This window comes from Nitrobacter vulgaris, assembly GCF_031453995.1.
Classification (GTDB): Bacteria; Pseudomonadota; Alphaproteobacteria; order Rhizobiales; family Xanthobacteraceae; genus Nitrobacter; species Nitrobacter vulgaris.
The window spans coordinates 61,239-82,056 of sequence record NZ_JAVDPZ010000010.1 but is presented as its reverse complement, the minus strand read 5'-3'; the positions used below and the strand labels follow the sequence as shown (position 1 = coordinate 82,056).

Annotated in this window: 18 protein-coding genes; 9 read left to right on the top strand and 9 right to left on the bottom strand. The window is 60.7% G+C overall.

Annotated features, from left to right (window positions below; all coding sequences use genetic code 11):
- Positions 1-24: 24 nt before the first annotated feature.
- A complete protein-coding gene (gene aceA, locus GGQ85_RS08575) occupies positions 25-1,332 on the bottom strand; it encodes an isocitrate lyase (protein WP_309774138.1) in 1,308 nt (435 codons plus the stop codon).
- A 177-nt stretch (positions 1,333-1,509) separates the two neighbouring features.
- On the opposite strand from aceA, the gene GGQ85_RS08570 reads away from it, so the two are divergent.
- On the top strand, positions 1,510-2,961 hold the full coding sequence (locus GGQ85_RS08570) for a helix-turn-helix domain-containing protein (RefSeq protein ID WP_309774137.1): 1,452 nt from the start codon (positions 1,510-1,512) through the stop codon (positions 2,959-2,961).
- Here GGQ85_RS08570 and GGQ85_RS08565 read toward each other — a convergent pair.
- Positions 2,885-3,295 (bottom strand): hypothetical protein, encoded by a 411-nt coding sequence (locus GGQ85_RS08565; protein WP_309774136.1) that lies wholly within the window; start codon positions 3,293-3,295, stop codon positions 2,885-2,887. The genes GGQ85_RS08570 and GGQ85_RS08565 overlap by 77 nt on opposite strands.
- A gap of 298 nt (positions 3,296-3,593) precedes the next feature.
- Between GGQ85_RS08565 and GGQ85_RS08560 the strand changes: the two genes are divergently transcribed.
- Positions 3,594-4,097: a DUF1993 domain-containing protein gene (locus GGQ85_RS08560; protein ID WP_309774135.1), complete on the top strand. Its 504-nt coding sequence runs from the start codon at positions 3,594-3,596 to the stop codon at positions 4,095-4,097.
- A gap of 15 nt (positions 4,098-4,112) precedes the next feature.
- Here the strand turns inward: GGQ85_RS08560 and glpD are convergent, their stop codons facing one another.
- The 6 genes from glpD to GGQ85_RS08530 all read right to left on the bottom strand — a co-directional run bounded on the left by glpD (position 4,113) and on the right by GGQ85_RS08530 (position 12,479).
- A complete protein-coding gene (gene glpD, locus GGQ85_RS08555; RefSeq protein ID WP_309774134.1) occupies positions 4,113-5,651 on the bottom strand; it encodes a glycerol-3-phosphate dehydrogenase in 1,539 nt (512 codons plus the stop codon).
- 187 nt (positions 5,652-5,838) lie between these two features.
- The gene (locus GGQ85_RS08550) at positions 5,839-6,075 is read right to left on the bottom strand and encodes a hypothetical protein (protein WP_309774133.1); all 237 of its coding nucleotides are present in this window, start codon (positions 6,073-6,075) and stop codon (positions 5,839-5,841) included.
- Between the two features lie 280 nt (positions 6,076-6,355).
- Positions 6,356-6,802, bottom strand: coding sequence for an acyl-CoA thioesterase (locus tag GGQ85_RS08545; protein WP_309774132.1), 447 nt, complete (start codon positions 6,800-6,802; stop codon positions 6,356-6,358).
- A gap of 31 nt (positions 6,803-6,833) precedes the next feature.
- Entirely contained in the window at positions 6,834-8,924 is a 2,091-nt protein-coding gene (locus GGQ85_RS08540; protein ID WP_309774131.1) for a 3-hydroxyacyl-CoA dehydrogenase NAD-binding domain-containing protein, read from the bottom strand.
- 7 nt (positions 8,925-8,931) lie between these two features.
- Positions 8,932-10,215, bottom strand: coding sequence for an acetyl-CoA C-acetyltransferase (locus tag GGQ85_RS08535; protein ID WP_309774130.1), 1,284 nt, complete (start codon positions 10,213-10,215; stop codon positions 8,932-8,934).
- A complete protein-coding gene (locus GGQ85_RS08530; RefSeq protein WP_309774129.1) occupies positions 10,215-12,479 on the bottom strand; it encodes an acyl-CoA dehydrogenase in 2,265 nt (754 codons plus the stop codon). Before GGQ85_RS08530 ends, GGQ85_RS08535 begins: the two co-directional genes overlap by 1 nt.
- 411 nt (positions 12,480-12,890) lie before the next feature.
- Between GGQ85_RS08530 and GGQ85_RS08525 the strand changes: the two genes are divergently transcribed.
- The 5 genes from GGQ85_RS08525 (at position 12,891) to GGQ85_RS08505 (ending at position 18,090) form a co-directional block, all read left to right on the top strand.
- A complete protein-coding gene (locus GGQ85_RS08525) occupies positions 12,891-14,987 on the top strand; it encodes a methyl-accepting chemotaxis protein (protein WP_079445867.1) in 2,097 nt (698 codons plus the stop codon).
- A 195-nt stretch (positions 14,988-15,182) separates the two neighbouring features.
- The gene (locus GGQ85_RS08520; RefSeq protein WP_079445866.1) at positions 15,183-15,398 is read left to right on the top strand and encodes a CsbD family protein; all 216 of its coding nucleotides are present in this window, start codon (positions 15,183-15,185) and stop codon (positions 15,396-15,398) included.
- Positions 15,399-15,662: 264 nt separating this feature from the next.
- Entirely contained in the window at positions 15,663-16,430 is a 768-nt protein-coding gene (gene trhO, locus GGQ85_RS08515; protein ID WP_309774128.1) for an oxygen-dependent tRNA uridine(34) hydroxylase TrhO, read from the top strand.
- A complete protein-coding gene (locus GGQ85_RS08510; RefSeq protein WP_309774127.1) occupies positions 16,423-16,635 on the top strand; it encodes a SlyX family protein in 213 nt (70 codons plus the stop codon). Before trhO ends, GGQ85_RS08510 begins: the two co-directional genes overlap by 8 nt.
- Positions 16,636-16,773: 138 nt before the next feature.
- Complete coding sequence (locus GGQ85_RS08505) at positions 16,774-18,090, top strand: DUF3422 family protein (protein WP_079445863.1); 1,317 nt, start codon at positions 16,774-16,776, stop codon at positions 18,088-18,090.
- 41 nt (positions 18,091-18,131) lie between these two features.
- Here GGQ85_RS08505 and GGQ85_RS08500 read toward each other — a convergent pair whose 3' ends face one another.
- Complete coding sequence (locus GGQ85_RS08500; RefSeq protein WP_079445862.1) at positions 18,132-19,124, bottom strand: NAD(P)H-dependent flavin oxidoreductase; 993 nt, start codon at positions 19,122-19,124, stop codon at positions 18,132-18,134.
- 330 nt (positions 19,125-19,454) lie between these two features.
- Between GGQ85_RS08500 and GGQ85_RS08495 the strand changes: the two genes are divergently transcribed.
- Positions 19,455-20,084 carry a DUF2478 domain-containing protein gene (locus GGQ85_RS08495; RefSeq protein ID WP_244553421.1) on the top strand — a complete coding sequence of 210 codons (630 nt, stop codon included), beginning with the start codon at positions 19,455-19,457 and terminating at the stop codon, positions 20,082-20,084.
- 224 nt (positions 20,085-20,308) lie between these two features.
- Complete coding sequence (locus GGQ85_RS08490) at positions 20,309-20,596, top strand: hypothetical protein (protein WP_079445861.1); 288 nt, start codon at positions 20,309-20,311, stop codon at positions 20,594-20,596.
- The last annotated feature ends 222 nt before the right edge of the window (positions 20,597-20,818 follow it).

Here is a 20,818-nt window from a genome sequence, read left to right as displayed (position 1 = left end):
GAGAACCTCCTTCTGTTCCGCCGCCTACTCAGCAGCCTGGACCTTGATCTGCGAACCTTGCGACTTGAACTGCGCGGTTTCGGTGGAGTCGTGAAGCGCAGTGGTCGACGACTGGCCTCCCGTGATCGTGGTCGAAACCAGATCGAAGTAACCGGTGCCGACCTCGCGCTGATGGCGCGTCGCCGAATAGCCGAACTTCTCCGAGGCGAACTCGGCCTGCTGGAGACGGGAATATGCCGCCATGCCCTCGGCCTTGTAGCCGCGCGCCAGTTCGAACATGCCGTGGTTGAGCGAGTGGAAGCCCGCCAACGTGACGAACTGAAACTTGTAGCCCATTGCTGCAATTTCCTTCTGGAACTTGGCAATGGTGTCCTTGTCGAGGTTGGCTTCCCAGTTGAACGACGGCGAACAGTTGTAAGCCAGCATCTTGTTCGGATAGACCTTCCTGATAGCTTCCGCGAACTTGCGCGCGCCTTCCAGGTCCGGCTTTGAGGTCTCCCACCACAGCAGGTCAGCGTATTTCGCAAACGCCAGCCCGCGCTTGATGCAGTGATCGAGGCCAGTGCCAGGTTTCAGGCGATAGAAGCCTTCCGCCGTGCGTTCGCCGGTGATGAACTCGTGATCGCGCTCATCGATGTCTGAGGTGATGAGCTTCGCACTCTCCGCATCGGTGCGCGCCAACACGAAGGTCGGCACCCCGCAGACATCGGCGGCAAGCCGTGCTGCGATCAGATTGCGTTCATGCGCGGCGGTCGGGATCAGCACCTTGCCGCCCATGTGGCCGCACTTCTTCTCCGACGCGAGCTGGTCCTCGAAGTGAACGCCAGCCGCGCCCGCCTCGATATAGGCCTTCATGATCTCGAACGAGTTGAGCGGTCCGCCGAAGCCCGCTTCCGCATCGGCCACGATCGGCACGAACCAGTCGATCTTGGCGCCGCCTTCAGCATGCTCGATCTGGTCAGCACGCTGGAAGGTTCGGTTGATGCGACGGCAGAGTTCAGGACCGGCGTTGGCTGGATAGAGGCTCTGGTCCGGATACATCGCGCCCGCGGTATTGGCGTCGGCGGCGACCTGCCAGCCCGAGAGATAAATCGCGGGCAAACCGGCGCGCGCCTGCTGCATCGCCTGGTTGCCGGTGACGGCGCCGAGCGAATTCACATAAGGCATGTCGTTGAGCTGCTTCCACAGCCGGTTCGCGCCCTTCTCGGCCAGCGTGTACTTGATCTCCACCGAGCCGCGCAGCTTTTCGACGTCCGCCGGGCTGTAGGAACGGCTGATCCCCTCAAAACGACCGTTCGGGGCCGGAACGAGCTGCTCAAAGGTCTGGGCCATTTTTATCTCCAGCGCCACTTTTATGACATTGCACTGCAATCGCACTGCAATCGTGGTTCTAGATAACGCCGAACAGACGAATTCGCATAGGGATCTTGATCTCAATTGATGATGTCATGTAACATATATACATGTCATAGATGTTATTTTGTAATTATTGTCAAAACGAGCGTAAGGATGGCCACAGATCCCGGCAAAAAACTCTTCGTCGGTCCGCGATTCCGGCGCATCCGCCAACAGCTCGGGTTATCGCAGACCCAGTTCGCGGAGGGGCTCGGCATCTCGCCCAGCTATGTCAACCTGATCGAGCGCAACCAGCGACCGGTCACCGCGCAAATCCTTCTTCGCCTCGCGGAGACTTACGATCTCGACCTGCGCGACCTCGCCACCGCCGACGAAGACCGCTTCTTCGCCGAGTTGAACGAGGTCTTTTCCGATCCACTATTTCGCCAGATCGACATTCCGAAGCAGGAATTGCGAGATCTCGCGGAGCTGTGTCCCGGCGTGACCCACGCATTGCAGCGTCTCTATGCCGCCTATGCCGAGGCGCGGCGCGGCGAAACGCTGGCGGCGGCACAGTTCGCGGGGCGCGACGAAAGCATGGGCGGACGCTTCGACGCGAACCCGATCGAGCAGGTTCGCGACCTGATCGAGGCCAATCGCAACTACTTCCCCGAGCTTGAACAAGCAGCGGAAACCCTGCGCGACGAGATCAACGTTCCCGCACAGGACTTGTTCGCGGCTTTGAGCACCCGGTTGCGTGAAAAGCATTCGATTCAGACCCGTATCATGCCGGTCGATGTCATGCGCGAGACGCTACGTCGCTTCGACCGCCACCGCCGCCAGCTCCTGATCTCAGAACTGGTAGACGGCCCCGGCTGCGCTTTCCAGCTTGCGTTTCAGATCGCGCTTTCCGAATGCACGCCCGCGTTTGATACGATCATCGCCCGCGCTGGGGCGCTCGACGACACCTCGCGCCACCTCTACCGCATCACGCTCGCGAACTACTTCGCAGGCTGTGCGCTGATGCCCTATCAGCCCTTCCTTACCGCGGCGGAATCGCTCGGTTACGACATCCATGTGCTGGCGCAGCGCTTCAACACCGGCTTCGAGCAGGTGTGTCACCGCCTGACGACGCTGCAGCGGCCGAACGCGCGCGGCGTGCCGTTCTTCATGCTGCGCGTCGACAACGCCGGTAATGTCTCCAAGCGATTTTCATCCGGCACGTTCCCGTTCTCGAAGTTTGGCGGTACCTGTCCGCTGTGGAATGTCCACTCCACGTTTGACACCCCGGATCGCCTCTTGAAGCAGGTGATCGAGTTGCCGGACGGCAGCCGCTACTTCTCGGTTGCGCAGATGGTGCGCCGGCCGGTCGCGCCGCATCCGCTGGCGCAACCACGCTTCGCTATCGGCCTGGGTTGCGAAATCCGCCACGCCGCAAGGCTTGTCTATGCGTCCGGGATGGATCTGGACAAGTCCGAGGGCACGCCGATCGGTATCAACTGTCGCCTCTGCGAGCGCGAGAACTGCGCCCAGCGCGCCGAGCCGCCGCTCACGCGGACCTTGATTTTGGATGAGAACACGCGACGCGTGACGAGCTTTGCATTTTCAAATGCGCGAGAGGTGTGAGAATCCGGCGCATGACCGGGACTTCTCCGTCATTCCGGATGGCGCGCAGCAGCAATCCGGCGTCAATAGAGCGTGAGACGGAGAGGATGGATTGCGGTTCGTTCGACACCCCCGCGAAGGAAGTTTTTTCAAGTGAGAGCGCGGCCTTCTCGTTTTTAATTTCAACCCATGCCTTAAGCGTACCTGCGCGTGACGATGTCGAACCAAGTTGTAAAAACAGGAATTTAAAAGCGACCATCAGCAGAACCAAGGCACAACCCAGCGCTATGCGGCGCACAAGGGTCGGGCGCAGTGGATCCGTTTTCCCATCAGAGACCACGGCATTTTTGCTCACGACAGCCTCCCTCAAACCGGAAGTTAGTTATCGGTTCGCTACTGAAATACGGCTCCGAAATTTCTTAAAATTGAACCTAATCCGAACCAGGAGCGCGGCTTCGATCAAAGTATGCTCGGACGAGCAACCCACAGCGGGGGAAGCCATGCAGATCAGGCGATCGCGAAGACCGTTGAGGCTGATGATTCGGCGAGGACCGAGAGGTTGCGGCTTGTGACGTGAGCCCCCATCTGCAAACGGCAGCGCATTCTGCTGTCTCACCATCGCGTTCGCACACCAGAACAGACAAAGGCATTCCATGTCATTCTATGATTCCGCTCCGCCGGCCTTTCTGCAAACGCTCGGCGCCCTCTCCGACATTCTCAGGAAAGCCGAAGGCTACGCCACCGCCCGGAAGATCGCGCCCGAAACACTGCTCACCGCGCGGCTCTATCCGGATATGCTGCCGCTGACGCGCCAGATCCAGATCGCCTGCGATTTCGCCGTGAAGACTTGCGCGCGGCTGACCGGTTCAGAGGTGCCGAGCACCCCGGATACGGAAAAGACCTTCGACGAGTTGCAGCAGCGGATCGCCCAGGCAACGGATTTCGTCAAGAACGCAGCGCCCGGAAAATTCGAAGGCGCGGAAAGCCGCGATATCACCTTTCCGGCAGGTCCCGACAAAACAATGACTTTGAAGGGTCAGCAATATCTCAGCCATTTCGCCTTGCCGAATTTCTATTTCCACGCGACGACCGCATACGACATCCTGCGTCACAACGGCGTCGAACTCGGCAAGCGAGATTTCTTGGGCGTAAAATAAGGCTCGAGGCGAGACTTATGGCCGTGCTTCCGCTTCCCTTGGGCGGCCGGCCTCCGTCCGCTCCGCGAACCAGGATTCAAGCTCCGCTATGTCGGCCGCCGACATGCGCAAGCCGAGCTTGGAGCGCCGCCAGATGACATCCTCCACGGTGCATGCCCATTCGTCGGAAATCAGATAGCAGACCTCGCGTTCAGTGAGCGTGGCTCCGAATTCCCGGCCAAGATCCGTCGTCGTCTTCGCTGTACCCAGCATCTTGGCCGCGCGGGTGCCATAGGCGAGCGCGAGACGTTTCGCGTGTCCTTCCGTCAGAAAAGGATAGCTGCGCAGCAGATTAGCCGTCAACGCCGCCACCGCCGACACCTCCATGTCTCCGCCGGGCAGCGCCGCCTTCGCAGTCCAGCCCTCGCGCGCTTTTGTCCCTTTCAGATATGGCGACAGCTTTTCCAGCGCCTCTTCGGCCAGCCGGCGATAGGTTGTGATTTTGCCGCCGTAAACCGAAAGCAGCGGCGCCCCGCCGGGCGCATCGAGTTCAAAGGCGTATTCGCGGGTGGCGGCCTTGGCTTCGCTGGCGCCATCATCGTAAAGCGGCCGCACCCCGGCATAGGACCAGACCACATCCTGCGGCTTCACTGGCTTCGCCAGATACTCGCTGACCGACGCGCAGAGATAAGCGATTTCCTCGCTTGAGGCCTTTACCTTGGCAGGGTCCCCCTCATAGTCGCGGTCCGTGGTGCCGATCAGGGTGAAGTCATCCCGATAGGGAATGGCGAACACGATTCGGCCGTCACTGTTCTGGAAAATGTAAGCCCGGTCGTGATCGTAGAGTTTCCTGACCACGATATGCGATCCTTGCACCAGCCGCACTCTCGCACGGGTGTTGACGCCCGCGCCCAATGTCAGCACCTGTTCGACCCAGGGGCCGCCCGCGTTGACCAGTATCCGCGCGGCGATCGTGCTGCGTTCGCGGCTTAGCGTATCCTCGACCGTGATACGCCAGAGGCCGTCGGACTGACGGGTCTCAACCGCGCGCGTTCGGGTCCGGATATCCGCTCCGCGGTCGGCCGCATCGCGCGCGGTAAGAATGACGAGGCGGGCATCGTCGACAACGCAGTCAGAGTATTCGAAACCCTTGCGGTAGCGGCCGGGGCTCAGCGGCTTGCCGACACTGTCGCGCGCCAGATCGACCGAGCGCGTCGACGGCAACAGCTTCCGGCCGCCGATATGGTCGTAAAGGAAAAGGCCGAGCCGCAGCAGCCATGCCGGCCTCAGGCCGGCGTGATGAGGCAGCACGAAGCGCACCGGATGAATGATGTGAGGCGCGATCCGCCAGAGGATTTCGCGTTCGATCAGCGCCTCGCGAACCAGATGAAACTCGTAATACTCCAGATATCGCAACCCCCCGTGCACCAGCTTGGTCGACCACGACGACGTGCCGCTGGCGAGATCGTTCATTTCACACAGGAAGACCGAGTTGCCCCGCCCAGCCGCGTCGCGCGCGATCCCGCACCCGTTGATGCCGCCGCCGATGATAGCGAGGTCGAAAACCTGACCCACGGACGCGCCCTCTCCATCACCTTAACGCGAGATGAGATCGTCGAACCGGCGCGCGGCCGACGATCACCTCGATGCGAGGAGGGCGATAGTCGTTACAGCAACAGCACCCAGGACCCGCAGGATATGCCATGGTGCTGATGTTGGACGAAGTCGTCAACGCAGTTTCCTGCGTCGGCCAGCATCTCTATCAAAAGGGAAGTTTCGGCAAAGCGCGCCGCAGCGATCTCACGAATTCGGGACACGTGGATTTCTTGGACGACGCACGGTTTTTCGCCGCGCGCTCCGCTTCACGGGCGCTGCGAAACAGCTTGCCGTCGAGGCAACTGTACCTCCGGGAGGCCGAAAAGAACCGGAACCCGGTGCGATCACGCACCACGATCCCGGCGGATTCAGAACCGACTTCGATAATATAGGTCTTCGACATGTCCCACTCGCATTCTTCCGGCCCTAAAGGCCGCGCCAATAACGGGCAATGGCGGGAAACGTTCCCTGTCGTACCAACAGGATATGGACATGGGTTCTGACGTTCGCAACTAGAATCGGTCGAGGTTGGGCACCGAGAGCATTTTGCTTCTGACGCGTTTTCTTCAGGCAAACCGCATCCACTTCGCTCGAAAACGCCATATCGGATCGACGAACTGGCGGCTGGCGGCTGGCGGCGTAAACCGTTCCGGTTCAGCAAACAGGCTGGCTGGGAGTGCCGGCTATGCCGTAGCCGGCCGCCCGGCCTGGGGGATTTCCCGCGGGAGGCCCTGATCGTCGATCGCGACGTAGGTAAATTTGCCGTCGGTGACAAGGATGAACTGCTTCTCCTTGCGGCGCATCACCCAGGCTTCCAGATGCACCGTGATCGAAGTCTTGCCAATGCGGACGAGTGTTGCATGCACGGAGACGAGATCGCCGACAAAGACCGGTTTGCGGAAATTCATGGCGTCGATTGCAACCGTCACGGTGCGGGACTTCGCGAGCTTGGAGGCGAAGACGCCGCCCCCGATGTCCATCTGGCTCAGCAGCCAGCCGCCGAAAATGTCACCATTCTGATTGGTGTCGGCCGGCATCGCCAGCGTGCGCGTGCAGAGTTCGCCGAGCGGCGTGGTTTCACTGATCGCCGGGGCGTGAACGGCTGTGAGGTCGGTCATGATGTCTGTCATTCGTTGGTCTGAAGCAACATCACGCATCGCCTCACTTGAACGTATCCCAGCCCGGATCCGGCGCGAAACGAGCGCCGTATTTTGCCGCGAGCTCGCGCAAATTGGCGGCGACATTCTCCGGGCCACGAGTGCGCGCATACTTCAGCGGACCGCCGCGGAACGGAGCGTAGCCGGTGCCGAAGATCATGGCCCCGTCGACAAGGTCGGGATCGTCGACGATGCCTTCGCGCAGGCATGCGACGCAGACGTTCGAGATCGGCAGCATCAGGCGATCGATCAATTCCGGCTGAACCCGCGAATTCCCGGCATCGCCCTTCTCAGCCTTACCTCCGCGCCAGGTATAAAAACCCTGGCCGGTCTTGCGGCCGAGTTCGCCTTTCGCAACTTTCTCACGCAGCCAGTCCGGCGGCTGCGGAAGAGCTTCGCCGAACTTCGCGCGCAACTCGTCGCCAACGGCGAGGCAGATGTCCAGCCCGACCTGGTCGGCGAGTTCGATCGGTCCCACCGGCATGCCGAATTTTTCCGCCGCGGCATCGATCACCGTCTTGTCGATCTTTTCGTCGAGCATGACCATGGCTTCGAGCATATACGGCGTCAGTGCGCGGTTGACCAGGAACCCTGACGAGCTCTGCACGGGCAGCGGCAGCCGGTCTATTGCCCCGACGAATGCCATGGCCTGTTTCAGCACCTGCGGGTCGGCGGTTTCGTGGCTGACCACTTCCACCAGTTGCAACCGCGACACCGGATTGAAAAAATGCAGGCCCACCAGGCGCTCAGGACGCTGCAATGTGGTGCGCAGTTCCTGCAGCGGAATGCTCGAGGTGTTGGTAGCGAGGATCGCGCCCGGCTTCATTCTCGGCTCGATTGCGGCATAGACTTTTTGCTTCAGTTCGAGCTTTTCGGAAACCGCCTCGATGATGAGATCGGCGTGGCGCACGCCTTCGCCAACCAGGTCGGGTATCAAACGGTCGAGCGTGTCGCGGATACCGGTCCGCTTGCGGACGATCTTGCTGTAAAGATCGGCTGCGCGCCTGATCGCGGCGGCGATCGGCTCCGGCTTCATGTCCGCGAGCGTGACCCGGATATTCTGATGCGCGCACCACGCGGCGATGTCGCCGCCCATGGCGCCGGCGCCGATGACGTGCAGATGCTTCACAACATTGTCGCCGGCCGCGAGCTTCTTCATCTCCTCGCGGAGGAAGAACACCCGGATCAGGTTCTGCGCCGTCGACGTTACCATCAACTCGGCGAAGGACCGCTTTTCAGCCGCCAGCATCGCCGTCTTGCTACCGCCATGCCTCTCCCAGAGATCGATCAGTGCATAGGGAGCGGGATAATGCTCCTGTGGCGCCGCCTTCGCGGCCTCCTGGCGCATCCGCTTGGCTAGAAAGCCGCGAACGGGGCCGAGATTAAGCAGCTGATTGAGCACGCTTGGCCGGCCACGCTTCAGCCGGCCGACCATCACATCCTTCACGGCGTTGCGGACGTGCCGCTCCTGGGTCACGGCATCGACAAGACCAAGCGATTTCGCTTTCCGCGCGTCGATGGTCTTGCCGGTCAGCATCAACGTCATCGCCTGCATCGGATTGACAAGTCTGGTAAAGCGGACGGTGCCGCCGAGGCCGGGATGCAGGCCGAGCATCACTTCGGGGAAACCGAACCGCGCATTGTCGATGGCGATTCGTGTCCGGCATGCCAATGCCACCTCGAGTCCTCCGCCGAGGCAGAAGCCGTGGATCACGGCGACGGTCGGAATCTTCAGCGCCTCCAGCCGGCCGATAATGCCGTCGGCGCGCCTGAGCGTCGTTTCGACCTCGCCCGGATCGGCGGCGCCGCGGAATTCGTTGACGTCGGCGCCTGCGATGAAGCCGGACGTCTTGGCCGAACGGAGCACGACGCCGGCGGGCGGATGGTTTTCCAGCGCGGTGACAATTGCGCCAAACTCCTCCATCACGTCCGACGACAGCGTGTTGGCGCTGGAATCGGCGCGGTCAAACAGAACCCAAGCCACACCATCGCTATCGCGGGTCAGCTTGAAGTTGCGATAGGGACCGCTTGCATCGGGCGTTGGCCCAAGCTCCAGCACGCGATCCTTGAGAGCGTCCAATACCTTTGATTTCATGACGCCCTCACACCATCTCAACCAGCATCGCACCGCCCAGCCCGCCGCCGATGCATTCGGTGGCAATCCCGCGCCTTGTGCCGAGCCGCTTCATAGCGTTGACAAGATGCAACACGATGCGGTTGCCCGAAGTGCCGACGGGATGACCGAGGCTGACCGCGCCGCCATCGACATTGAGCCTGGCGCGATCGATCGTGCCGGCGGCGCCCTCAAGTCCGAGCACCTCGCGGCAGAACTTCTCGTCCTCCCACGCCGCGAGGCAGCCGAGCACCTGCGTCGCGAATGCTTCATTGAGCTCCCAGGTTTCGATGTCGTGAAGCGATAGCTTGTTGCGCTTCAACAGTTCAGTCGCCGACAGCACCGGACCCAGTCCCATGACTGAAGGATCCAGCCCCGACCACTGGCTGTCGATGATCATCGCCTTCGGCTTGAGACCGTGTTTGATGACGGCGTCTTCTGATGCGAGAATCGTCCAGCACGCGCCGTCAGTGATCTGCGAGGAATTGCCGGCGGTGACCTGGCCCCATGGCCGCTCGAACACCGGCTTCAACTTCGCCAGCGACTCCATCGAGGAGTCGGGGCGCACGCCGTCGTCGTGATCATAGAATTTGCCGTCGCGCGCGAAAGCGGTTTCCAACTCGCCTTTCAGCCAGCCTTCGGCCTGCGCCTTGGCAAGGCGTTTGTGGCTCTCGACCGCGTAGGCATCAGACTGTTCGCGCGTGATGCCGAAAAGATGGCCGACCACCTCCGCGGTCTGGCCCATGTTGAGTTCGGTGATCGGATCGGTCAGCCCCCGCTCAAGCCCGATGATCGGCTTGAAATAGGGCGGCCGCGCTTTGGCGATCGCCTTGATTTTCTCAACGATGCCCTTGGCGGCGGCGACACCTGCGAACCAGCGCACGCCCTGCTGCGGCCATACCAACGGTGCATGGCTCAGCGCCTCCGCTCCGCCAGTCAGGATCAAATTAGCGTCGCCGTCGCGGATGTAGCGGTAGCCGGTGTCGATCGACTGCATGCCCGAGCCACAGTTGATCTGCACCGTGAACGCGACCATCGCCTCGCCCATGCCGAGCCGCAATGCCGCGACGCGGGCCGGATTCATTTCATCGGCAATGACGTTGACACAGCCGAGGATGACCTGATCGAACGCGTCAGGCGCGAACGGCTGGCGCGCCAGCAACGGCCGGCCGCATTGCACGGCCAGATCGACCGGCGTGAACGGCCCCGGACCGCTTCGCGCTTTCAGGAACGGAGTTCGGCTGCCGTCGATGATATAGACTGGGCGCACCATCAGCCTGCCACCCTCGTCTCGGTCCGCTCCTGCACGACTTGCACGCTGACGGCCTTCTCGTGAGGCGACAATGCCTCCGGCGCAAAGTCGTCGACCTCAATAACCCGGGCCACTGCCTCTTGCGCTGCCTTGTACTGCTCGGCTTCGACCTGGGTGATGGTGCCTTGCCTGACGGCGGCATCCGCATCGCGCAGGCGCGCAGCGTGCATCCGCTTAAACACGTCCTCGGCGGCGGTAACCAGTAGGAATGCCTTCTCCAGCCGGGCTGGCCCACCGTCATCATCGACATGCGACAGTCCCTGCGTCAGGCGATCGCGCGCGACGGAAGGCTCCAACACCAGTTGCGCGCAGGCGTGAATGACCTTGTCGCTGGGTCCGCGCGCTTGCGCGCCGAGCGGCTGGATCATGAATTTGAGCATGATCGCGACAAAGCGGTTTGGCAGATTCGCCAGGATATCCGCAAACCGCTGCTCCATGGTGCGGAAGCCGGTCGCCATGCACCATTCGACCGCTGCGAGATCGGCCTCCTGACGGCCCTCCTCGTGCCAACGCTTGAGTACAGCCGACAAGAGATACAGCTCGGAAAGAATGTCGCCAAACCGTGCGGATAGCATCTCCTTCCGCTTCAACTTGCCGCCCAGCGTCAGGAGCGCCATATCGGCGCATAATGCGAAGGCCGCCGAATACCTCGAGAGTTGACGATAGAATCCGGTCACCGCGCCAGCGTCATTCGGCGCGGGCGCAAAGACTCCGCCGCTCCAGCTTCGGCCCCAGGCACGGAACAAAGTCTTGAAGCTATGGACGATGTGAACCCAGAACGTCTTGTCAAAAGCATCAAGGCCTCGGGCCTTGTTCGTGTCGCCGAGCGCATTCATCTCCTGCAGCAAATAGGGATGCGCACGGATCGCACCCTGCCCGAAGATGATAAGATTGCGCGTCAGGATATTGGCGCCTTCCACGGTGATCGAAACCGGCACCCCCCGATAGAGGTTACCGAGATAATTTTGAGGTCCATCGATGACCGCCTTGCCGCCATGGATATCCATTGCGTCATCGATCACGGTGCGCAGCCGCTCGGTGGCATGCAGTTTCATGATGCCGGAAATGACCGCGGGATGGTGGCCCTCGTTCAGCGCAGCGCAAGTCAGCCGCCGCGCCGCATCGATCAGATAGGCCGTGGCGGCAATCCGCGCCAACGGCTCCTCGATACCCTCGAACTTTCCGATCGGAATGCCGAATTGTTCGCGGATGCGCGCATAAGCGCCGGTCGTCCGCGCCGAAAAAGCCGCGCCCGCAGCCGACAACGAGGGCAACGAGATGCCGCGCCCGGCAGCCAGCGCGGTCATCAGCATCTTCCAGCCCTGACCCAGACGCTCCTTTCCGCCGATGACGTAGTCGAGAGGAACGAAGACGTCCTTGCCCCAGGTTGGGCCGTTCTGAAACACCTGCATCGCAGGAAGATGGCGACGGCCGATCGAAACTCCAGGCAGGCTGGTTGGAATCAGCGCCACGGTGATGCCGAGGTCCTCCTGCGAGCCAACCAGATGATCCGGATCGTAGGCTTTGAAGGCGAGGCCGAGAAGTGTCGCCACCGGACCAAGCGTGATGTACCGTTTGTGCCAGTTTAGCCTGATCCCAATGACCTCGTGGCCCTCGAACATGCCCTTGCAGATGATGCCGCTGTCGGTCATCGCCGCCGCGTCGGAGCCGGCTTCCGGGCTGGTGAGGCCGAAGCACGGAACGTCGCGACCGTCAGCCAGACACGGCAGCCATTTGCTCTGTTGATCCCTGGTACCGAAACGCATCAGCAATTCGCCGGGGCCGAGTGAATTCGGCACCATCACCGTGACCGCAGCGACCAGCGAGCGCGATGAAATCTTGCGCACGACTTCCGAATGCGCATAGGGCGAAAAGCCGAGTCCGCCATGCTCGGTCGGAATGATCATGCCGAGAAATTTTTTCTGCTTGATGAAATTCCAGACCTCCGGCGGCAGATCTCGCAATTCCCAATTGATCTTCCATTCGTCGAGCATGGCGCACAGTTCGTCCACGGGCCCGTTGAGGAAGGCCTGCTCTTCTGCTGTCAAAGTTGCCGGCGGGGTATCCAGGAGTTTCGTCCACTCCGGATCGCCGGTGAACAGGTCGGCATCCCACCAGACGTCCCCGGCTTCCAGCGCCTCGCGCTCGGTATCGGACACCGAAGGCAGCACACGGCGCGCCCAGGAGAAGATCAGCTTGGAGATCACGTCACGGCGAAAGCTCATCGCAATGTCCTCTTGTTCGGGTACTCGACGCCGTCGGTCCGATTCGGGATTACTACAGGCAATGATCTTACCGCTATAAGGAAAATATCTTTAAAATAGGGAAAGGCCGGCTTCATTTCATATTTTTCATAATCGAAAACCAAACGGAAAAACGCGGTTAGAGCCTGAACCGAACGCAAGGTTTGGTTGCGAGACATCATCCACTCGCGTTTATTGGTAAAATTTTAATCCTGTAGCTCGAAGATACCGCCGATTTGAACGGTTCATGTGTCGTACCGCGGGGCCTTCTCGCCACTCAGCCGCGCATCAAAGCACAACGTCCTAACCCGTACTACAGCGACCAACACCAGCCTCGATCAACTGAGAACGGTTGATCGGCGAAGAGTTCACCTGCATCGGAAGGATCCGAAAATGAAGGCGAAGATAAGCGTTACACTGCCCGCGATCGTCTCCGCGCTCGTCATGATAGGCGCACTTTCCGCCGGAATGTCGGCCTATCAAGCCTACGAACAGCGACAGCAATCTGAAGCATTCCTCGAAGTGAACCACATCTCGCAATTGCTGTTGCGAAGCGCGGGACAATGGGCGGTGGAGCGCGGACTTACGAACGCGCCGCTGAAGTCTCCCGATGCGCTGCCCGCAGAACTCCGTCCTCAGATCGCCGAAACACGGCAAGCCGCCGATCGCGCATTTTCGGAAGCCGCGCAACTGCTGCGCGGAAATCCGGCGATGAAATCTGCGGAATCGAAAATCTCGGAGGCCGAGAGCGCTTTCCAGGGGTTCGTCGGATTTCGCACGCGCCTCGACGAGAATCTTCCCAAGCGGGGATCGGAACGGAACCCGGACGTCGTGGAGAGCTTCTCGCCGACCATCACCAAGCTGATTGACGTATCCGGCAACAGGCTGCGGCTCACTTTGGAAACGCTGACCCGCCCGCCTACAGCGGCCCTGACGCAATTGGTCAGCTTACGTCATCTGACTGCGCAGATGGCAGAGAACGCCGGAAGGGAGCGCGCGCTCTTCGGAGGGATGGTTGGCTCCCGCGCCAAGATTTCCACGACCAACTTGCGGACGATCGCTCGTTTCCGCGGAAATGTTGAGCTGGCATGGGAAACCATTTCACCGGCTCGTATGCGCGCCGACTTGCCGAGAAAAGTTGCTGATGCGATCTCGGGTGTCGAGAGAGATTATTTCCAGATCTACGGCCAGACTCGCGACGCCGTACTCGCGGCAGCCGAGACGGGTGAATACAAGATCAGCGGCAACGACTATGTGGCGCAGGCGACGACCGCGATCAATTCGATACTTCGGCTGGCCAATGCAGTCGGTGAAGCGGCCGACCAGGAGGCGGCCAAGGAGGCTGCAAACAGCTCATCCAAACTGCTCATCGCCGGCTTGATATTTCTGGGCTGTATCGCCCTCGCTTTTGTCAGCTTCTGGATAGCGTTCTCGCGAATCCTGCGGCCGTTGGCGGCGCTGACGACAGCGATGGGTGAACTCGCAAAAGGCAATTTCTCCGTCGTCCTGCCCGGGCTCGACCGCAAGGACGAAATGGGCGACATGGCGCGGGCGGTCGAAACCTTCAAGGTCAAGGCCGAGCAGAAGGCGCGCGATGAAGCGGAAGCCAAGATGCAGCAGGATCAACTTGCTGCGCAGCAGCGCAAAGCGGACATGCACCGCCTTGCCGATGGCTTCGAAGCGGCGGTCGGCGCAGTGATCCAGACCGTATCCTCGGCGGCGACCCAACTCGAAGATTCGGCGACCGCCTTGACCAAGACGGCCGAGCAAACCCATCAGCTGTCATCAGCTGTGGCAGCGGCTTCCGAGGAGGCAACGGTCAACGTTCAGTCTGTGGCCTCTGCAAGTGAGGAAATGGCGGCCTCCGTGAATGAAATCAGCCGGCAGGTGCAGGAAGCCTCGAGGATCGCAAACGACGCGGCGCAGAAGGCTCATAGCGCCGACCAGCGTATCAATTCGCTGTCGCAGGCATCCACGAAGATCGGAGACGTGGTTGAACTTATCAATACGATTGCCAGCCAGACCAATCTCCTGGCACTCAATGCAACGATCGAGGCCGCTCGCGCTGGTGAAGCCGGCCGGGGGTTTGCCGTCGTAGCGTCCGAGGTCAAGGCGTTGGCCGAACAGACCGCGAAGGCCACCGCCGAAATCGGCCAGCAGATTACAAGCATCCAGTCGGCGACTGACGACTCTGTCGATAACGTGAAGGAAATCGGGATCGTCATCGGAAAGATCGCGGAGATTTCTGCCACGATCGCTTCGGCAGTCGAAGAGCAGGCGTCGGCAACTCAGGAGATATCCCGCAACGTCCAGCAGGCTGCTGCCGGAACCTCAGAAGTTTCCTCCAACATTATCGAGGTCAGCAACGGAGCTTCGGTGACAGGCAGCGCCTCCACGCAGGCCCTTGCGGCGGCGAAGTCCCTGTCCGGGGACACTGGTCGTCTCAAGCAGGAGGTCGAGAAATTTCTCGCAACGGTCAGAGCTGCTTAGTCGGGGACGATATCCTCGATCCATAGCCGCATCTGGCGCGAACATGAATCATGAGCGGATCACCCTTTCGACCCGCTCATGGACCTCTCTTCTGAATTTCTTTTTGAATGCGGAACGGCACGTCCCTTTTCCACCGCAGGAACCCTTCAACGCATTGCACGTTATGGTGCAGGCTGACGTGAAGGAGAAAAACTTATGGGTTCCACTACCGACAAGATCAAGGGTACCGTCAACGAAGCAATCGGTAAGGCCAAACAGGGAATTGGCGAAGCGGTCGGTTCGGAGAAGCTTCAGGGTGAAGGCGCGATTCAAGAATTAAAGGGTAAGGGTCAGAACGCGCTTGGCGACGCCAAGGAAGCGACCAAGGACGCTGCTGACAAAGCAGCAGCCGCAATCAACAAGAAACTCTGATCTGACTAATCTTGATCCAACTAAAACGTGCGTCGCATTTTGACGTGAAGGCCGGCCCTTTGCGGGCCGGCTTTTTCTATGCGACGAAGTATTCCCTGACGGTCGAACGGCAATAGAACCTCGTATGCAACGGCCGTTGCAGATGGCGGCAGAAGACCGGTCTGCACGACGAAGCGGGACATAAAGGGACATTATCCGCTATCGACCCTCTATTGAATTATTGCATGGGTTTCTCGACGCAGCGCGGGCTGCTAAACCCGCTCCATGCTCAAGGTTGCCGCTTTGTACCAATTTACGCCGCTGCCGAATTTTCGCGAGTTGCGCGAACCGCTGCGCGCGCTGTGCGCCGGGCAGTCCATCAAGGGCTCGATCCTGCTCGCTGCCGAGGGCATCAACGGGACCGTCGCCGGAATGCCGGGCGCAATCGACACGCTGGTATCAGAATTACGGACCGGCCCGCTGTTCTCCGGCCGGCTGAATAATCTCGAGCTGAAATTCTCGCATGCCTCGACGATGCCGTTTGCACGGCTGAAGGTCCGGCTCAAGAAAGAGATCGTGACGCTGGGCGACCCCGCGACCGATCCGACCCGCGCGGTCGGCATCTACGTCGGCCCGAGGGACTGGAATGAACTGATCGCCGCGCCCGGCACACTTCTGATCGATGTCCGCAATGCCTTCGAGGTGGCGATGGGCAGCTTTGAAGGCGCTGTCGATCCGCAACTCTCCCGTTTCGGAAAGTTCAAGGATTTCGCCGCGCGAGAACTCGATCCGCACAAGCATCACAGGATCGCAATGTTTTGCACAGGCGGGATTCGTTGTGAGAAAGCAAGCTCCTACCTGCTGTCGCGCGGGTTCGGGGAAGTCTATCACCTCAAGGGCGGCATCCTGAAATACCTCGAGGACATTCCTGAAAGCGAAAGCCGCTGGCGAGGCGAATGTTTTGTATTCGATGACAGAATCGCTCTCAGTCACGGGCTGAAGGAATCCCGATCCCCGGACCAGATGATGGACGGAATGCCGTGCGATGAATGACAAGGCATTCGCGGATCGCATCAATGCGCTGGAAATGCGCGCAACGCATCAGGAGGAGACCATCGAGGCCCTGAATCAGGTCGTCACTGCGCAGTGGAAGCAGATCGACTCGCTGATGCGACAGATTGCCGAACTCGGCGAGCGCTTGCGGGAGGCGGAAGCCGGGCGGCCAGCCCCGGCTAGCGAGCCGCCGCCGCATTATTGAGGCGCGCGTGACCCGTTTGCTCCGGATCGCCGTTGATCGGCAATCGTTCTCGGCTTATCAGGAAGCGCAACACCGCGCATCGCTGCCGCGGTCGTTGCACCGTCAACAGAACAAGCGACGTACGCCGGAAAGGATCGCATGAGCGCGGAAGTCTCGATTGGGGACGCAGAGTCCGCCCGGCTTGCTCCGCATCCGCTCCGCACCGCGATTCTCGGCGAACTCCATGCGCGGCCCTTCACGGCGCTGACCGTCCCCGCCCGAATTCTGCATTTCGCGTTCGACACGGCCGGCGAGCGCGCGCAGATAGACCTCGCCAACCTCGCGAAATTCTGCTCGGCACGTGGCCTGCCCGTACCGACCGCCTCCGAACGGCACTATCGCGTGGCCTTCGGCACCACGACGCTGCGGTGGGAGCAGCATTCCGAATTTACGACCTACACCTGGGAATTGCACTCTCCTGCCGAGGGCATTCCGTTTCACCCGCCCGCCGCCGCGCTGGCTGCCCCAATGCAACTTGTGCCGCAGCCCGGGCCGTTGCTTGTGGCGATCGACATGCATGTGCTCGCCGACGGGCCCGCTGTTCAACCGCCCGAGCGGCTGTTCGAGCGAACCAGTCTGGCGCTTGCTGAAAACAACGATGGCGCAGCGATTTACGCCACGGACTTCCAGCCCGATCCGTCCGGATTCGTGAAAATCCTGGTGGTCGACCGCAAGCTCAATCCCGATCGCGCCGGCGCGCTGGCGCAACGGGTGATCGAGATCGAAACCTATCGCACGCTCGCTTTGCTCGGCCTGCCCGAGGCGCAGCGGCTCGCGCCTTCGATCAGCGAGGTCGAGCAGCGCCTTGCCGAAGTGACCGACAAGATGCGCAATAACGGCAATCTCGCGGACAACCGCCACCTGCTCGACGAACTGACGGCGCTGGCCGCGGAGGTCGAGGCCGGCGCGGCGGCGAGCGTGTTTCGTTTCGGCGCCAGCCGCGCCTATTACGAGATCGTGCAGCAGCGGCTGACGACCATCGGCGAGCGGAAGGTGTCCGGTCTGCCGACATGGACGTCATTTCTGGCGCGGCGAATGGCGCCGGCTATGCGAACCTGCGTGACCACCGAGGCGCGTCAGGAAAACCTATCGTTCAAGCTGTCGCGGGCGGCAAACCTGCTGCGCACGCGGGTCGATGTCGAACTCGAACAGCAGAATCAGGAACTGCTAAAATCGATGAACGCCCGCACCCGGATGCAACTGCGGCTGCAAACCACCGTCGAGGGGCTGTCGGTTGCGGCCATCACCTATTATGTGGTCAGCCTGTTCGGCTACGTCGCCAAGGCGCTCCATGAGTCCGGAACGGTCGCGATCGAGCCGGGCTATCTGACGGCGGGCTTCATTCCGGTGGCGGCGTTAACGATCTGGTCGATCGTGCGCCGTATTCGCCACAAGCACATCGGCCACGACAGCTAAGTTTTCGAAAGCGCCGAGACCACAGCCGATTCTCGAATCCGCTAAGCCATAGCCATTTTGCCGTCGAGCAGACCTGTCAGCCGCTGACGGATGATGCGCTCTGCACCGCCCATGATGCGATCGATCAGCTCCTTGCAGCTCGGCACGTCGTCGATCAAACCAACCGTCATGCCGCAGCTCCAGGCGCCGGCATCCAAGTCGCCTTCAACCATGACCTTGGGATAGATGCCGGCGACCTCCTCGATAATGTCTTCGATCTTGAGGCTCTCGCCTTTCTCCCGCTCGATCTCCATGAGTCTCTCGACCTTGCGGTTGTTCAAGACACGCTCAGTGTTGCGCAGCGCGCGCATGATCAGCCGGGTATCGCGTTCGGAGGCCGCGACCAGCGCCTTCTTCACGTTGTCATGCACCGGCGCCTCTTTCGTGGCTATGAAGCGCGTGCCCATGTTCATGCCGTCGGCACCGAGCGCCAACGCGGCGACCAGGCTGCGCGCATCTGCCATGCCGCCCGACGCCACGAACGGAATCTTGAGTTCGTCGGCGGCGCGCGGCAGCAGAATCATGTTGGGGATGTCGTCCTCGCCCGGGTGACCGCCGCACTCGAAGCCGTCGACGCTGACCGCGTCGCAACCGATCTGTTCCGCTTTCAGCGCGTGCCTCACGGAGGTGCATTTGTGGATCACCTTGATGCCGGCAGCCTTGAGCGCGGCCATGTACTGCTCCGGATTGCGGCCCGCCGTCTCGACGATCCTGACGCCGCCTTCCACGATCGCCTGGATATATTCAGGGTATGGCGGCGCGGTGAACGCGGGGAGAAACGTCAGATTTACACCGAACGGCTTATCGGTCATGCCACGGCAACGCGCGATTTCCTTCGCCAGCAGGTCCGGCGTCTTCTGGGTCAATCCGGTGATGATGCCGAGACCACCCGCATTCGAGACCGCGGAGGCAAGCTCGGCGAAGCCGACATAATGCATACCGCCCTGGATGATCGGATGCTGGATGCCGAATAGTTTTGTAATGGCCGTTTTCACACATAGCTCCCGATTCGCTTGCGGTGGCAGACGCTCCGGCAAGGTCCCATTCTGTCATCAATCCGACAAGCGCGTTCCGCGCTGCTGACTACGCAAGGGCAGGCAGACCCTTCATATGGGATCACTTGACAGGCCGCTTTGCGTCGGTTTCACTTGCCCTGATAGACCATTCCGTGGCCTGCCTGTCGCAATGAAACAGCGTATTGCTGATCGTGACGCCGCTCTGAAACAGCACCAGCGGCTTTCTCCGCGCCGGAAAAAGCGCGGGCCGGGAAATGAGCAACGTAAAAAGAACCGAGCAGCGATCAAATCAAAACAAGAATTCAAGACATGGCTGATGCAGAAGAGGGAACGATGGAGCGGCGCCCTGCTCCCCAAATTTCTGCCGAGCATACGGACCCCGGCCTGAGGCCGATCGGGGTGGTGGCTTACGATGACGGTCTCGTCAGGGATGCTCTGATAGCTCAATGCGCTGCCGTTCTGATCGCTTCCAGTTACAAGCTCGGTGGCGTCGTCCAGTCAAACCCGCATCGGGAAGGCCGGCGTCGATGCGACATGTATGTCAAGGATCTGTTGTGCGGTGACGAGGTCAAGATCTCGCTGGACCGCGGTAACGAAGCAAGGGGCTGCCGGCTTGATCAGGACGCCTTCGCGCGCATCGACGCCTGGATCGAGCGCGCGGTGCTCGAACACGTCGATTTGGTGGTCATCAACAAGTTTGGCAGGGAAGAAGCGCACGGCCGGGGGCTGCGAGCGGTCATTGCCGAGGCCCTGATTGCCGATATCCCGCTTCTCATCGGTGTTTCCACGCAAAACCTCGGTGACTTTCTGGCTTTCGCCGGAGATTCAGCCACGCGTCTGAAACCCGACATCGAGACAATGACGGCTTGGTGCCGGAACGCGATTGAACGCCGGGCTCACGATCGATGCGAACCGGGACTTCCGTCGGTGGGAGCCTAGTCAAAAGCCCGATTGCAACGGATAGGCAACGACGGATCGGCAAAGAAAGGCTGCTGGCTGGATGAACTGGAAAAGGCTAGTCTCGAATCTGGCGCACCTTTGTTAGAGAGCGGACGGCGCCATGCCACCACCGGCCCGCGCCCAGAACGACTCCAAAGGCTCCAAACGGTACCAGACAAACAGCAACCTCTAAATTCTCTGACACAAACAGATGAAACGACGCGATGGATGATAAACAGATCCTCCAGAATGCAACTCGCAGTGCGGCCCAGGCGGGTATGATTACGCTTGTGTTCGAGAATTTTACCGCCCAACTGATCCGATATGTCCTCAGTGGGCACCTCCTCGATGATACGTCTCTCATGACACTCCGAGACAACTGCCTCCGCGACCTGAAGAACTCCACAATCACTGGAATGTCGTTGGAAGACGAGGCGGAGATCTTCAGGCAGGCCGTCGAAAACGCGGAGAAGCTACTCGACGCGGCGATCGCCAGGGGACGGGAGATCTAGCATCTGCGGCCGGTTCCGACCTCCATCACGATAATGGAGCGACGCATCGCCCCCAAAGGAACGACAGTTTGTCGGCCGTCTCGCTCTGCTTGCGGGATCGCAGCGGGCGCGTCCTCTTTCCTGGTCGTTCTGATTTCCAGCTAGCTGGGCACGTTGACGCCTTGGTTCCAAGCCCTTACAGACTCGAGCCCACGGGAAAATCTGATAACCGATGGAGCGCGG